Origin of the sequence: Agromyces sp. Root81, assembly GCF_001429165.1 — a bacterium.
Classification (GTDB): domain Bacteria; phylum Actinomycetota; class Actinomycetes; order Actinomycetales; family Microbacteriaceae; genus Agromyces.
Window position 1 is genome coordinate 294,069 of sequence record NZ_LMIR01000002.1, and the last position, 14,158, is coordinate 308,226.

The window sequence follows — 14,158 nt, forward strand, 5'->3', positions numbered from 1 at the left end:
CACTCTATCTGACAAGAATGTTTACTGATTGTTGGCTCACCCGCCGTTCCGCACGTCGTCGCGCAGCCGCCCGAGCCGATCCGGGTCGGCCGCGGCCTCGAGCAGCGTCTTCGTGTAGTCGTGTTGCGGATCGAGGATCACCTGCTCGCTCGGCCCGCGTTCGACGATCTCCCCGCGGTACATGACGAGGATCTCGTCTGAGAAGTGCCGCGCGGTCGCGAGGTCGTGCGTGATGTAGAGCACGCCCAGGTGCTCCTGCCGCTGCAACTCGGCCAGCAGGTTCAGCACGCCGAGGCGGATCGACACGTCGAGCATCGACACCGGCTCGTCGGCGATGATGAACCGCGATCCCGGGGCGAGTGCACGGGCGATCGCGACGCGCTGCCGCTGACCGCCCGAGAGCTCGTGCGGTCGGCGATCGGCGAACGTCGCCGCCGGTGACAGGCGGACGCGCTCGAGGAGTTCCTCGGCCCGCTCGCGGATCTGCCGCGACGAGAGCCGCGGGTTGTGGATGCGCAGCGGCCGTTCGAGGTGGTGCAGGATCGGGTGGAACGGGTTCAGCGAGCTGAACGGGTCCTGGAAGACCATCTGCACGTCCCGTCGATAGCGGGCGAGCCCGCCGCCGCGGGTGGCACTCACGCGCCCGTCGAGCAGCACCTCGCCCGACGACGGCGTCTCGAGCTTGGCCATCATGCGTGCGATCGTCGACTTGCCCGAGCCGCTCTCGCCGACGAGGGCGATCGTGCGGCCCGGCTCGAGGGTGAACGAGACATCCTTCACCGCATGGAGCGTGCGGACCTTCGTGCCGCTGCGCAGCCGGAAGTCCTTGACGAGGTGGCGCGCCTCGAGGGTCGAGGTCGCCGTCGCCGTCGCCGGCCCGCTCACGCCGCGCCTCCCGCCGCGACGCCGGTGCGGATGAAGTCGCCGCGATCGCCGCGCAGGCTCGGGAAGCTCGAGAGCAGCCGCCTGGTGTACGGATGCCCCGGCGCCCGGTAGATCTGCTCGGCGTCGCCCTGCTCGATGATCTCGCCGTCGAGCATGATCGCGATGCGATCGCTGATCTCGATGAGGAGCGGCAGGTCGTGCGTGATGAAGATCACCGCGAAGCCGAGACGCTCGCGCAGCCGCATGATCTCGCGGATGATGCCGCGCTGCACGACGACGTCGAGCGCCGTGGTCGGCTCGTCCATGATCATGACCTGCGGGTCGAGGGCGAGCGCCATCGCGATCATGACGCGCTGGCGCATGCCGCCCGACAACTCGTGCGGAAAGCTCGAGAGTCGCGTGGGGTCGACGCCCACGAGGGTCAGCAGCTCGGCGCTCCTGGCCTCGCGCTCGGCTCGCTTCATCGCCGGCCGATGGGTCGTGAACACGTCGTGCAGCTGCTTGCGAACATTCATGACCGGGTTCAGCGAGTTCATCGAGCCCTGGAAGACCATCGACACCTTGTTCCAGCGGAACCTGCGCAGCGCCTCGCCGTCGAGGGCGACGACGTCGATGTCGTCACCGGATGCGTCGTGGAACACCACTTCGCCCCCGGTCATGAGCGCCGGGGCCTTGAGCAGCCGGTTGAGTCCGTACGCGAGCGTGGTCTTTCCGCAGCCCGACTCCCCCGCGAGGCCGAGGATCTCGCCGCGGTGCAGCGTGATCGACGCGCCGCGGACGGCCTTCACCGGCGGGTCGACCTCGTACTCGATCGAGACGTCGCGTGCAGTGAGCACCGGCTCGCCGAGCGCGGCCGTGGCGTTCATGGCGTTCATGGCGTTCATGGCGTTCATGCGAATGCTCCGGTGTCGGCGACGCCCTTGCCGGCCTTCGCGGCCCTGCGCTGGCGCTTCGCGTTCTCAGGCGCGAGCCTGAGCTTCGGGTTCACGACCTCGTCGATCGCGAAGTTGATGAGGGACAGGCCGGCGCCGAGGGCGGCGATGATGAGGCCCGGCGGCACGAACCACCACCAGGCGCCCGTGCCGACGGCCTGGCCGGTCTGGGCGTCGTTCAGCATCGTGCCGAGCGTGATCGACCCGGTCGGCCCGAGGCCGAGGTAGGAGAGCCCGGCCTCGCCGAGCACGGCGAAGATGACGCCGAAGATGAACTGGGCGGCGAGCAGCGGAACGAGGTTCGGCAGGATCTCGACGAAGATGATGCGGCCGGGTTTCTCGCCCGCGACTCGGGCAGCCGCGACGTACTCGCGGGTGCGGAGCGAGCGCGCCTGCGCTCGCAGCACCACCGCGGAGCCCGCCCAGCCCGTGATGCCGAGCACGAGCGCGACGAGCAGCGAGCTGCGGGCGAGCGGCCCGAGGCCCTCGGCGGTCTGCACGTAGGCGGCGATCACCATGACGACGGGCAGGCCCGGGATGACGAGCACGATGTTCGTGAAGAGCGTGAGCACCTCGTCGAGCACGCCGCCGAAGTACCCGGCGAACACGCCGAAGATCACGGCGAGCAGCAGGGCCACGATGCCGGCGACGATGCCGATGAAGAGCGAGCCCTGCGTGCCCCAGGCCAGCTGCGAGAAGACGTCGTAGCCGAGCTTCGTCGTGCCCAGCCAGTGCTCGGCCGACGGCGGCTGCAGCGCCTCGTTGCTGGAGTCGCGGGGCGGCTGGGCGATCATCGGCCCGAAGATGCCGAAGAGGGTGATGAGGCCGACGATCACGACGCCCGTGACGAGCTTGCCCGAGCGGCTCGGCAGGATGTGGCGGAACCGGCCGCCACGGCTCGAGCGGGCCGCGGCGATCGCCGCGGTGGCCGTCGCGTCGCGGGCGGTCTCGCGCACCGCCTCGGCGGAGACCGGCGACTGGAACGGGGCATCGTCGCCGGTCGCGTAGCCGGAGTCGTCGGGCATGCGTTCGAGGGTGGGCTGGGAGTCATCCATTGTGTCGCACCCTCGGGTCGATGAAGCCGTAGATGAGGTCCATGAAGAAGTTGGCGGCGAGCACCGTGAGCGTGATCACGAGGAAGACCCCCTGCATGAGCGCATAGTCGAGACCCTGCACCGCCTGGATCATGAGCTTGCCGATGCCCGGGTAGCTGAACACCTGTTCCATCACGATCGAGCCGGCGACGACGAAGCCGAGCGCGATGCCGAAGCCCGCGAGGCTCGGGATGGCGGCGTTGCGCGACGCGTACTTCGTGCGCACCCGGCGCGGGGTCAGCCCCTTCGCCTCGGCCGTGACGACGTAGTCCTCGGACATCGTCGACACCATCATGTTGCGCATGCCGAGGAGCCAGCCGCCGACGGAGGAGAGCACGATCGTGATCGCCGGGAGGATGGCGTGGTAGATCGCGCTGCCGATGAACGCCCAGCTGAGCTCTGGGCCGGCCGGGAATTCGAAGACGTCGTAGCCGCCGACGATCGGGAAGAGCCCCAGCTGCACTGAGAACACGGCGACGAGCACGAGCGCGAGCCAGAAGTACGGGATCGACTGGAACACCGTGGTGATCGGCACGAGGTGGTCGAGCCAGGTGCCGCGCCGCCAGCCCACCCACGCTCCGACGATGATGCCCAGCAGGAATGAGATGACGGTCGCGACGCCGACCAGGATGATCGTCCACGGCAGGGCCGCCGCGATGAGATCGGCGACCGGGGCCGGATACCTCGTCGAGGAGACGCCGAGGTCTCCCTGAAGCAACCGGCCCCAGTACGCCACGTACTGGTCCCAGAGGGACATGTCCTTCCCTGCGCCGAGGATCGAGGTGATGGCCTCGATCGTCTCCTCGGAGAGCGGACGCCCGCCGCTGGCGCGCCGGAGCTTGCCGAGCATGATGGCTGCGGGGTCGCCCGGCAGGAGCCGCGGGAGCAGGAAGTTGAGCGAGATCGCCGCCCAGAGGGTCACCAGGTAGAAGGCGACCCGCCGAAGGTAGAAGCTCATGCCGCTGCCGTCCTCGAGATGGGGAAGGTTCGTTCCACGGGACCGACGACCTACTTCGCCGGGGTGAGGTGCGAGAGCACGACCGCGTTGGCCACCGCGAGGTACGGCAGCGGTGCTGCGTACAGCTCGCCCTCGCTCGGCCATCCACTGAACTTCTCGGTGTTGAAGAAGGACTGCGAGGCGTTCAGCACCACTGGGATGTACGGGAGGTCACGCGCGATCTCGGACTGGATCGTGGCGTAGGCCGCCTGCTTGGTCGCGACGTCCTGCGTCGCGCCAGCCGCGAGCACTGCCGCGTCGACGGCCGGGTTCGAGTAGCGCGAGTAATTCTGGCCGACGAGCGGCGTCTCGCCGACGCTCGCGGTCGAGGTGCCGGCGAAGTACTCGTGGTAGTTCGAGTAGGGGTCGGCGACGAGGCTCTGCGTGAGGCCGAAGAGCGCCATCTGGAAGTCGCCCGACTGGATCGGCGTCCAGTACTCGGCATCGGAGACGGTGCGGGCGTTGATGCGGATGCCGGCTTCGGCCGCCTGCTCCGAGATCAGTTTCGCGGCGTCGTTGTAGTCGGTCCAGCCGTCGGGCGAGAACAGGTCGATCTCGAAGGCGGCGCCGTCCGTACCGTAGAAGCCGTCGGCGTCCTTCGTGTAGCCGGCGGCCTCGAGGATCGCGCCGGCCTCTGCGGCGTTCGCCTCCTGCGGGCTCGTGGCGAGCTCCGGGTCGCTGAGCCACTGCTCGTCGCGCGGCTGGAGGGTGAACGACGGCGATGATTCGCCCGCGAGGCCGGCGAAGGCCTTGTCGGCGATCGTGGCGCGGTCGATCGCGACGTTGATCGCCTGGCGCACGGCCGGGTCGGTCTGCGGGCCTTCGCACCCGAGGTCGGCGTTGGCGCAGGTCGTGATCGTCGTCGGGTCCTGCTGGAGGTTCAAGGTCGTGATGTCGCCCGCACCGGTGACGGCGTCGGGGTTCGCGATGAACTGGCCGACCCAGTCGATCTTGCCGGTCGTCAACAGGTCTTGCGACGACTGGTTCGAGTCGAGGCCGAGGTACTGCACCTCGGTCACGGCGGGCGCGCCGTCGCGGAAGAGCTCGTTGGCGACGACCGTGTAGGCGGCATCGGAGAAGCTCTTGAGCATGTACGGGCCGGAGCCGACGGGCTCGGGGTTCGTCTCTGCCATGAAGTCGTCGATGTCGGCCCAGATGTGCTCGGGGATGATGTAGGTCGTCCCCAGCGTGAGCGATGCGCTCGTGAACTGCGGTTCGGTGTAAGTGAGTACGACGGTGGTGTCGTCGGTCGCCTCGGCCGAGACGAACTGCTCGGTCTTGTTCGAGCCGTAGCCGAAGGTGAAGGCGACGTCGTCAGCGGTGAGGTCCTCGCCGTCGCTCCACTTCAGGTCGGGCTTGATCGTGACGGTGAGCGTGCGGCCGTCTTCGCTGTACTCGTAGCCGTCGCCGATGAGTCCGGTGGGGGCGTCGGCCGAGAGCTGGTTGAAGAAGAACAGCGGCTCGTAGATCGCGCCGAAGGTCGCGTGCACGGCCGTGTCGACGGCGAACGGGTTGAAGTTGTTGTTGATCGGGGTGGCGCTGCCCGCCCAGACGCGCAGGACAGAGGCGTCGTCGCCGCCGCCTCCTGCCGCCGGGCTGCATCCGGTCATTCCCAGGGCGATCGCGGCCGCTCCTGCGGCGAGTGCCACCGCGAAGGAGCGTGTGGTTCGAGTCATCTCCGGCATTCCTCTCGTGCTTCGTTGCGTGGAAGGTGGTGCAGTTTGCCGCGTGCGGGATCTCGGTGCTCACGCGTTACTGGAAGCGACCCTAACAGAAAAGATAGTAACTGGAAACAAGTCATTCAGTTTCTGTTTCCCCGCGTGTTTTCGACGTGCATCCGACGCATCGGGCTGGCGCCTATGCTCTGGTGTGCAGATTCAGCGCAGGTCGGTCGCGACGCTGCACCCACGCATGGAGAGAGGTGTCCGGATGCCGCAGCGCACGCGACTCGAAGCACTCGCCGACGAGCGGCTGAGCGCGTCCGACAAGGGTCTGCCCGCCCGCGCCGCCGGACTCACGGTGAGCGAGTTCCTCGCGACCGGGCCTCGCCTCGCCGAGTTCTGGACCCCGCTGCTCGCACTCGACGAGCGCGCGCTCGCACACAACGCCGCAGTGATCCAGGGCTGGTGCGGCGAACGCGGCCTCGAGCTCATGCCCCACGGCAAGACGACGATGGCCCCGGCGCTCTGGCAGCTGCAGCTCGATGCCGGTGCCACCGGCCTCACTCTCGCGACGCCAGGGCAGGTGCGGACCGCTCGCGCGTTCGGCATCGCCTCGATCATGCTCGCGAACACGCTCGTCGCGCCGGCCGCGCTCGACTTCATCGCCCGTGAGCTCGCCGACCCGGCCTTCTCATTCCGCTCATGGGTCGACTCGGTCGAGACGGTCGAGGCGATGGAGCAGGGACTCGCCGGTGTCGACCTCCCCCGCCCGATCGACGTGCTCGTCGAGCTCGGCGGATCCGGCGGACGAACCGGCGCGCGCGGCGTCGGCGAAGCCGCGCGCATCGCCGAGCGCATCGCCGCATCGCCCGTGCTGCGACTCGCGGGCACGGCCGGATACGAGGGCAGCCTCGGCCACGACCGCTCCCCCGCAGTGCTCGATGCGGTGCGCACCTCCCTCGGCGAGATGCTCGAGGTGCACGCGGCGGTGCGCGGCCTCGCCGAGGGCGAGCTCATCGTCACGGCCGGCGGCAGCGCCTACCTCGAGCTCGTCGCCGAGGCGTTCGCCCCGGCGATCGCCGCCGAGGCCGCGGAGTCGACCAGTGCACGCGGCACCCGCTGGATCCTCCGCTCCGGCGCCTCCCTCCTGCACGACGACGGCTTCTACCACGGCATCTCGCCGATCGACGGCGAGCTCACCCCCGCCATGCGCGGCTACGCCCGCGTCGTCTCGCACCCCGAGCCGGGCCTCGCGCTCCTCGACGGCGGCAAGCGCGACTTCCCGTACGACGACGGCCTGCCCGTGCCGTTCGGCGTCGCCGAGGTGCCCGGTGCCGCCGAGCGGCCGCTCGCCGGGGCATCCGTCACCGCGCTCAACGACCAGCACGCTTACCTGCGCGCCGACGGCCCGCTCGAGCTCGCCATCGGCGAGGTCGTCTCGCTCGGCCTCTCGCACCCCTGCACGGCCTTCGACAAGTGGCGCTTCATCCCGGTCGTCGAAGGCGGCGGTTCCGACCGAGTGGTCGCACTCGTGCGCACGTTCTTCTAGACCGGAGACAGCGGATGCCCCGTGGCCGATCGGCCACGGGGCATCCGTCGTTCAGCTGGTGCTAGACCACCGCGGGCAGCTTCGCCGCGAGGAGCTCCGCGATCTGCACGGCGTTCAGCGCCGCGCCCTTGCGCAGGTTGTCGTTCGAGACGAAGAGCACGAGGCCCTTGCCCTCGGGTGCCGACTGGTCTTGGCGGATGCGCCCGACGTAGCTGGGGTCGGTGCCGGCCGCCTGCAGCGGCGTGGGCACATCGGAGAGCTCGACGCCGGGCGCGACCGCGAGGATCTCGGTGGCGCGCTCGGGCGTGATCGGGTTCGCGAATTCGGCGTGGATGGTGAGCGAGTGCCCCGTGAAGACGGGAACGCGCACGCAGGTGCCGGCGACGCGCAGGCCGGGCAGTTCGAGGATCTTGCGGCTCTCGTTGCGGAGCTTCTTCTCTTCGTCGGTCTCGAGGTCGCCGTCGTCGACGATCGAGCCGGCGAGCGGGATCACGTCGAACGCGATCGTGCGCGGGAACTTCTCGGCCGCGGGGAACTCGACCGCCGAGCCGTCGTGCACGAGCTCGATCGCGTCCTGCGCGACGGCAGCACGGGCCTGCTCGAGCAGCTCTTCGCCGCCCGCGAGCCCGGCGCCGGAGACCGCCTGGTACGTGCTCACGATCAGGCGTTCGAGACCGGCCTCGTCGTGCAGCACCTTCAGCACGGGCATCGCGGCCATGGTCGTGCAGTTCGGGTTCGCGATGATGCCCTTGACGGCCTCGTCGATCGCGTGCGGGTTGACCTCGCTGACGACGAGCGGGACTTCGGGGTCCATGCGCCAGCCGCTCGAGTTGTCGACCACGGTGACGCCGGCCGCGGCGAACCGCGGGGCCTGGGCCTTCGAGAGCGTCGCGCCGGCGGAGAAGATCGCGATGTCGAGGCCGCTCGGGTCGGCCGTCGAGGCGTCTTCGATGACGATCTGCTCGCCCTTCCAGGGCAGCGTCGACCCGGCCGAACGCGCCGAGGCGAAGTAGCGGATCGAGGCGACCGGGAAGTCGCGCTCCTCGAGGAGGCGTCGTACGACCGCCCCGACCTGACCGGTCGCGCCGACGACGCCGATGTTCACTCCGTTGGTGTTGCCCACGTGCACTCCTCCATCACCCGACGGCGTTCGGCCGTCGGGAAGCGTTCTTCCATTGTCCCAGCCGAGGCGGCGACGCCCGGCGGTTCGCGGAACCTTGGCAGGAAATGCCGCGGGATCCGCGAGGATTTCGACGATCGGTCGGATGCGAGCATCCGCTCGTTCGAGTCAGCGCCCGGTGCCGCCGTGCACGACCGCGTCGTCATCGCCGTCGAGCTCGAACGCCGAGTGCACGGCCCGCGCGGCGGCGTGCACGCTGTCGGCACGGGTGACGACGGAGATCCGGATCTCGCTCGTCGAGATCATCTCGATGTTGATGCCCGCGGTGTAGAGCGCTTCGAAGAGACGGGCGGAGACGCCCGCGGCCGAGCGCATTGCGGCGCCGACGAGCGAGAGCTTGCCGATCTGGTCGTCGTACTGCAGCGAGAGGAAGCCGATGGCCTCCTGTGCACCGGCGAGCGCCGTGAGGGCTCGTTCGCCGTCGGATTTCGGGAGGGTGAAGGAGATGTCGGTGCGGCCGGTCGAGGCGGCCGAGACGTTCTGCACGATCATGTCGACGTTCGCGTTGGTGCCGGCGACGATCTTGAAGATCTTCGCGGCGACACCCGGCTTGTCGGGCACGCCGACGACCGTGATCTTGGCCTCGGTCAGATCGACCGCGACACCTGCGATGACGGACTCTTCCACAGCTTCTCCTTCGGGAAGGCGCGCGGGGTCGTAGACGATGGTCCCCTCGCTGTTGTTGAACGACGAGCGCACGTGCAGGGTCACGCCGTGGCGGCGCGCGTATTCCACTGCGCGGATGTGCAGGACCTTGGCTCCGGATGCCGCGAGCTCGAGCATCTCCTCGCTCGTGATCTTGTCGAGCTTGCGCGCCTTCTTCACGATCCGGGGGTCGGAGGTGAAGACGCCGTCGACGTCGGTGTAGATCTCGCAGACGTCGGCCTCGAGGGCGGCGGCGAGTGCGACCGCCGTGGTGTCGCTGCCGCCGCGGCCGAGCGTCGTGATGTCGCGGGTGTCGCGGTTGAAGCCCTGGAAGCCGGCGACGATGACGATGGCTCCGTCGTCGAGCGCTTCGCGCAGGCGCACCGGGGTGACGTCGACGATGCGGGCTGCGCCGTGCGTGGCATCCGTGATCATGCCGGCCTGGCTGCCCGTGAACGAGCGCGCCTCGTGCCCCATGCCCTTGATCGCCATCGCGAGCAGCGCCATCGAGATGCGTTCACCGGCCGAGAGCAGCATGTCGAGCTCGCGCGGCGCGGGAAGCGGCGTGACCTCGTTCGCGAGATCCAGCAGTTCGTCGGTCGAATCACCCATCGCGGAGACCGCCACGACGACGTCGTTGCCCGCCTTGCGGGTCTCGACGATGCGCTTGGCGACCCGCTTGATGCTCTCCGCGTCGGCGACGGACGACCCGCCGAACTTCTGCACGATCAAGCTCACGTGGTCTCCCAGGGGTGGATTCGCTGGCGGCCGCTCGGGTAGCCGGCGCCGGAAGCACCATCATACGGCGGGCCGCATACGCGCCCGGCTATGTGACGTCCCCTCGGGCAGCGGTAGCGTGTTCCCATGCCGGAGGCGCTCGAGGCTTGGACCGAGTTCAACGTCGCGATGGTGGGCGCCACAGCCGCCCTCGCCGGTCTCCTCATCGTGGCGATGTCGGTGAACATCGGCGAGATCATGAAGTCGGTGACACTGCCGCCCCGCGCCGCCGCGTCGATCGCGGCGCTCGTGCTGGCGATCACCGCCGGCGCGTTCGGGCTGGTCCCCGGCCAGCCGGTCGTGGCGTACGGCGTCGAGGTGCTCGTGGCATCCGTGCTCGCGGGCGTCTTCCAGGTGCACGCGATCCGCGTGGTCATGCGGGAGGACCACGTCTCGCCGTTCGACCGGGTGCTGAAGAGCATCGCCGGTGTGCTCCCGATCGCGGCCTTCCTCGTGGGCGCCGTGCTCGTCGTGACGGGCGTGGTGGAGGTCGGACTCATCACGATGGCCGTCGGCTCGGTGCTCAGCATCATCGCCGCACTGGTCATGGCCTGGGTGGTGCTCGTCGAGGTGCTGCGGTAGCGGCTCAGCCCTTGTGCGGGCGCGGCATGTACCACTCGGTGAACTCGGTCGCGCGGCCGTCGTCGGCGAGGCGCACGATCCAGAGGTTCAGGTAGTCGCGGTCGGCCGGGTAGTTCGTGCGCCCCTGGATCACGAGGAACCCGTCGTCCTCATGCACGATGCGCCAGTCGAACGCCCAGTCGCCCGGTGCGTCGAGGTCGGCGAGCCAGCCCGCGACGATCGCGCTGCGGCCGATCCGCGGCTCGGAGTCGGGGCTCGTGAGGTAGCGGGCGTCATCGGTGAAGAGCGCTCCGATCTCGGCCGGATCGTTCGACTGCCAGGCCGCGACGTACCCTGCGACCCACTCCGCACCGTTGCTCGCCATGGCTCCGTTCTAGCCCTGCGCGATGGGAGCGTCAAGGGGGCGACGAGCGTCAGCCGACGACGCGCCGGCCCTCGAACGCGCGCCCGAGCGTGACCTCGTCGGCGTACTCGAGATCGCCGCCGACGGGGAGGCCCGAGGCGAGCCGCGTGACGCGGATCTCGAGGGTCGAGAGCAGGCGACTCAGGTAGGTCGCGGTGGCCTCGCCTTCGAGGTTCGGGTCGGTCGCGATGATGACCTCGGTCACGGTCGCGTCGGCGAGGCGCTGCATCAGCTGGCGGATGCGGAGCTCGTCGGGGCCGATGCCGTCGATCGGGCTGATCGCGCCGCCGAGCACGTGGTAGAGCCCCCGGAACTCCCGGGTGCGCTCGATCGCGACGACGTCTTTGGCCTCTTCGACGACGCAGATGAGAGCAGGGTCGCGCCGCGGGTCGCGGCAGATGCCGCAGGTCGCCTCTTCGGAGACGTTGCCGCAGATCTCGCAGAATCGCACCTTGTCGCGGATCTCCATCAGGATCTCGGCGAGCCGGCTGACGTCGAAGTGCTCGGTCTGCACGATGTGGAACGCGATGCGCTGCGCCGACTTCGGCCCGATGCCGGGCAGGCGCCCGAGTTCGTCGATCAGTTCTTGGACGATGCCTTCGTACATGATCAGCCACGCTCCCCGAAGCCGGGCCGCGGCGGCGCTTCGACCTCTTCGAGGAAGGTCGCGCCGAGCACCTCGCGCACGACGGCCTCTCCGTAGCGCTGGATGCCGCCGTCATTGCCCGCGGTCGGAAGCGGACGGCTCGTGCGCTTGGGCGCGCGAGCGGGTGCGGGTGCAGGAGCAGGAGCAGGAGCGGATGCCTCGACGATCACCTCGGGCTCGGGCCCGGGGTCGAACGGAGGCTCCTCGTCTTCGGGCGGTGCGTCGGCGTCATCGGGCAGTTCGTCGACGCCACCACGCGTGGGGACCGGCGCGACGCTCGAGGCGACGGGCGCCTCCGCTGCGGGTGCCACCTGCGGCCGCTCGGCGACGGCCGTCGCAGTCCGGGCGCTCGTGGGGGCCGACTCGGCGCCCGCGTCGGTGATCGGGTCGCGCGGGATCGCCACGGTCGCCCACGAGTCCACGGGCCCGGCGGGTGCTGCGGACGCGGACGCCGACGGCTGTGCGGGCGCGGCGGTCTCCGGCGCAGACGACGACGGCCGAGCAGACGACGAGGCGGGCGCTGCGGCGGACGGCCCGCGTGCCTCGGCCGGAGCCGACGGTTCGGCCGGAGCCGGCGGGGTCGACGGCGTCTGCGGGGCGGCGGCCGGCGAGCCGCCGGGGCCGTCGACTCGCGCGACGAACTTCACTCGCACGCCGAGCACGTCGACGATCGCACCGCGGAGCAGTTCGCTGACGCTCTGCCCCGGTGCGCCACCGCGGAAGCCCGCGACGTCGTGCTCGCTCGGGAACGTGAGCACGAGCACCTCGCCATCGCGGAAGTCGCGCACCTGCGCCGTGAACGCCACCATCCAGGCGCTGCGCTTCGTTCGCTGGAGCGAGGAGAGCACCTCCGGCCACGCGTCGCGGACCTGCTGCAGCGTGACCGGTCCGACAGGTTTCGAGGGTGCAGCAGCCGCCGGCGCTGCAGCCGGCTCGCTCTCGGCCGGGGCCACGCTCTCGGGCCGGCCGGCGGCCACGGGCGTCGGGACCGGAGCTGGCGTTGCGGGCGCGGCGTCGACGGGTGCAGGGCTCATCGGCGGCGTTGCCGCCATCGGTGCCGCGACCCGCTCCGCCGGCACTCGCGGCGCCGGAGCAGCCGCCTCGGGCCGGGCGACCGGTCGCGAGTCGGATGCCGCCGGAAGCGAGCCGGCCGCGTCGGCCACGCCGACCCGGCGCTCGAGGCGCTCGACGCGCACGAGCGCGCCGCGCTCGGTGTCGTCGGCCGCAGGCACGAGCACCCGCGCGAGCATGAGTTCGAGGTGCAGGCGCGGCGAGGTGGCGCCCGTCATCTCGGTGAGGGTCTGGTTGACGAGGTCGGCGACCCGCGAGAGCTCGGCCTGGCCGAACGCGGCGGCCTGGGTCGCCATGCGGGCGAGCTCGTCTTCCGGCACCCCGCGGAGCACGGCCGCAGCCGTCTCGGGCGACGAGGCGGCGACGACGATGAGGTCGCGAAGTCGTTCGAGGAGGTCTTCGACGAAGCGACGGGGGTCTTGCCCCGTCTGCACGACGCGGTCGGCCGCGGCGAATGCCCCGGCCGCATCGGCGGCCCCGATCGCGTCGACGACCTCGTCGAGCAGGGCGCCATGGGTGTAACCGAGCAGCGCGACGGCTCGCTCGTAGTCGATGGTCGGCCCGTCGGAGCCCGCGATGAGCTGGTCGAGCAGCGACAGCGTGTCTCGAGGCGACCCGCCGCCGGCGCGCACGACGAGCGGCAGCACGCCCGGCGCGACCTCGACACCCTCTTCGGTGCAGAGCTGCTGCACGTACTCCAGCATGGGGCCGGGCGGCACGAGCCGGAACGGGTAGTGGTGCGTGCGCGAGCGGATGGTGCCGAGCACCTTGTCGGGCTCGGTCGTCGCGAAGATGAACTTGATGTGCTCGGGCGGCTCCTCGACGAGCTTCAGCAGCGCGTTGAAGCCCTGCGGCGTGACCATATGCGCCTCGTCGAGGATGAAGATCTTGAACCGGTCGCGCGCCGGGGCGAACACGGCGCGCTCGCGCAGGTCGCGCGCGTCGTCGACGCCGTTGTGGCTCGCGGCGTCGATCTCGACGACGTCGAGCGACCCGCCGCCGCCCCGAGCGAGCTCGACGCAGCTGGGGCAGACGCCGCACGGGACATCCGTCGGACCCTCTGCGCAGTTCAGGCAGCGCGCGAGGATGCGCGCCGACGTCGTCTTGCCGCAGCCGCGAGGGCCGCTGAACAGGTAGGCGTGATTGACACGATCGGTGCGGAGCGCCGTCATGAGCGGCTCCGTCACCTGGGACTGGCCGATCATCTCGGCGAACGTCTCTGGCCGGTAGCGGCGATACAGGGCGGTGACCACGCATCAATCGTAGTTGCCGCGTCCGACACCACAGCCGGATGTCGGAGGCGTACCATGCGGGAATCGGAAGGGGGCGCGATGACGTCGACGATGACACAGGCACAGCTCGATCGGTTCCGGGCGAAACTCCTGCAGGAGCGGGCCGATGCGGAGGGCAGGTTCGCCGAGTTCGGCGACGTCATGAGCGAGGTGCGGGCCGCGAGGTCGGGCGCGTCGGCCGATGACGAGCACGACCCCGAGGGCCCGACGATGACGCAGGAGTGGTCACAGCGCACCGCGGTGCTCGCCGATGCGCGCGCCGAACTCGCCGACATCGACCACGCCCTGGCGCGCATCGACGACGGTACGTACGGCTTCTGCAGGAATTGCGGCAAGCGCATCACCGTGCCACGGCTCGAGGCACGCCCCACGGCCGAACTCTGCATCGACTGCGCGCGCCTCGCGCGCTGAACCTGACAGGCAGACGGATGGCCCGTCCGCGGC

General features: G+C 70.1%; 13 protein-coding genes. 3 read left to right on the forward strand and 10 right to left on the reverse strand.

From position 1 onward, the window contains the following. Positions 1–36: 36 nt before the first annotated feature. The 5 genes from ASE14_RS06295 to ASE14_RS06315 are packed head-to-tail and all read right to left on the reverse strand — an operon-like array spanning position 37 to position 5,584. Positions 37–885 carry an ABC transporter ATP-binding protein gene (locus ASE14_RS06295; RefSeq protein ID WP_056652415.1) on the reverse strand — a complete coding sequence of 283 codons (849 nt, stop codon included), beginning with the start codon at positions 883–885 and terminating at the stop codon, positions 37–39. Beyond that, positions 882–1,769 carry an ABC transporter ATP-binding protein gene (locus ASE14_RS06300; protein WP_056655913.1) on the reverse strand — a complete coding sequence of 296 codons (888 nt, stop codon included), beginning with the start codon at positions 1,767–1,769 and terminating at the stop codon, positions 882–884. The genes ASE14_RS06295 and ASE14_RS06300 overlap by 4 nt, the downstream gene beginning before the upstream one ends. Positions 1,770–1,774: 5 nt before the next feature. Beyond that, positions 1,775–2,872, reverse strand: a complete 1,098-nt coding sequence (locus tag ASE14_RS06305) for an ABC transporter permease (protein ID WP_235511128.1) — start codon at positions 2,870–2,872, stop codon at positions 1,775–1,777. Continuing rightward, positions 2,865–3,869, reverse strand: a complete 1,005-nt coding sequence (locus ASE14_RS06310) for an ABC transporter permease (protein WP_056652418.1) — start codon at positions 3,867–3,869, stop codon at positions 2,865–2,867. Before ASE14_RS06310 ends, ASE14_RS06305 begins: the two co-directional genes overlap by 8 nt. Before the next feature lie 50 nt (positions 3,870–3,919). Beyond that, complete coding sequence (locus ASE14_RS06315; RefSeq protein ID WP_056655919.1) at positions 3,920–5,584, reverse strand: ABC transporter substrate-binding protein; 1,665 nt, start codon at positions 5,582–5,584, stop codon at positions 3,920–3,922. A 253-nt stretch (positions 5,585–5,837) separates the two neighbouring features. Here ASE14_RS06315 and ASE14_RS06320 point away from each other — a divergent pair, with 253 nt between their 5' ends. Further along, a complete protein-coding gene (locus ASE14_RS06320) occupies positions 5,838–7,118 on the forward strand; it encodes an alanine racemase (RefSeq protein ID WP_056652421.1) in 1,281 nt (426 codons plus the stop codon). Positions 7,119–7,179: 61 nt separating this feature from the next. On the opposite strand, the gene ASE14_RS06325 is transcribed toward ASE14_RS06320, so the two are convergent. Continuing rightward, positions 7,180–8,241 carry an aspartate-semialdehyde dehydrogenase gene (locus tag ASE14_RS06325; protein ID WP_056652424.1) on the reverse strand — a complete coding sequence of 354 codons (1,062 nt, stop codon included), beginning with the start codon at positions 8,239–8,241 and terminating at the stop codon, positions 7,180–7,182. A 165-nt stretch (positions 8,242–8,406) separates the two neighbouring features. Continuing rightward, positions 8,407–9,681: an aspartate kinase gene (locus ASE14_RS06330; RefSeq protein WP_056652427.1), complete on the reverse strand. Its 1,275-nt coding sequence runs from the start codon at positions 9,679–9,681 to the stop codon at positions 8,407–8,409. A gap of 126 nt (positions 9,682–9,807) precedes the next feature. Here ASE14_RS06330 and ASE14_RS06335 point away from each other — a divergent pair, with 126 nt between their 5' ends. Then, positions 9,808–10,302: a hypothetical protein gene (locus tag ASE14_RS06335; RefSeq protein WP_056652430.1), complete on the forward strand. Its 495-nt coding sequence runs from the start codon at positions 9,808–9,810 to the stop codon at positions 10,300–10,302. 4 nt (positions 10,303–10,306) lie between these two features. Here ASE14_RS06335 and ASE14_RS06340 read toward each other — a convergent pair whose 3' ends face one another. The 3 genes from ASE14_RS06340 to ASE14_RS06350 are packed head-to-tail and all read right to left on the reverse strand — an operon-like array spanning position 10,307 to position 13,675. Further along, positions 10,307–10,666, reverse strand: coding sequence for a nuclear transport factor 2 family protein (locus ASE14_RS06340; RefSeq protein ID WP_056652432.1), 360 nt, complete (start codon positions 10,664–10,666; stop codon positions 10,307–10,309). Between the two features lie 49 nt (positions 10,667–10,715). Further along, entirely contained in the window at positions 10,716–11,312 is a 597-nt protein-coding gene (gene recR, locus ASE14_RS06345; protein WP_056652436.1) for a recombination mediator RecR, read from the reverse strand. Between the two features lie 2 nt (positions 11,313–11,314). After that, entirely contained in the window at positions 11,315–13,675 is a 2,361-nt protein-coding gene (locus ASE14_RS06350) for a DNA polymerase III subunit gamma and tau (protein WP_056652439.1), read from the reverse strand. 78 nt (positions 13,676–13,753) lie between these two features. Here ASE14_RS06350 and ASE14_RS06355 point away from each other — a divergent pair, with 78 nt between their 5' ends. After that, the gene (locus ASE14_RS06355) at positions 13,754–14,125 is read left to right on the forward strand and encodes a TraR/DksA C4-type zinc finger protein (protein WP_056652440.1); all 372 of its coding nucleotides are present in this window, start codon (positions 13,754–13,756) and stop codon (positions 14,123–14,125) included. The last annotated feature ends 33 nt before the right edge of the window (positions 14,126–14,158 follow it).

Coding starts and splice junctions, on each gene's coding strand:
- ASE14_RS06355 (WP_056652440.1), top strand. CDS start 13,754: ATGACGTCGACGATGACACAGGCACAGCTCGATCGGTTCCGGGCGAAA.
- ASE14_RS06320 (WP_056652421.1), top strand. CDS start 5,838: ATGCCGCAGCGCACGCGACTCGAAGCACTCGCCGACGAGCGGCTGAGC.
- ASE14_RS06310 (WP_056652418.1), bottom strand. CDS start 3,869: ATGAGCTTCTACCTTCGGCGGGTCGCCTTCTACCTGGTGACCCTCTGG.
- recR (WP_056652436.1), bottom strand. CDS start 11,312: ATGTACGAAGGCATCGTCCAAGAACTGATCGACGAACTCGGGCGCCTG.
- ASE14_RS06340 (WP_056652432.1), bottom strand. CDS start 10,666: ATGGCGAGCAACGGTGCGGAGTGGGTCGCAGGGTACGTCGCGGCCTGG.
- ASE14_RS06305 (WP_235511128.1), bottom strand. CDS start 2,872: ATGGATGACTCCCAGCCCACCCTCGAACGCATGCCCGACGACTCCGGC.
- ASE14_RS06300 (WP_056655913.1), bottom strand. CDS start 1,769: ATGAACGCCATGAACGCCATGAACGCCACGGCCGCGCTCGGCGAGCCG.
- ASE14_RS06335 (WP_056652430.1), top strand. CDS start 9,808: ATGCCGGAGGCGCTCGAGGCTTGGACCGAGTTCAACGTCGCGATGGTG.
- ASE14_RS06315 (WP_056655919.1), bottom strand. CDS start 5,584: ATGACTCGAACCACACGCTCCTTCGCGGTGGCACTCGCCGCAGGAGCG.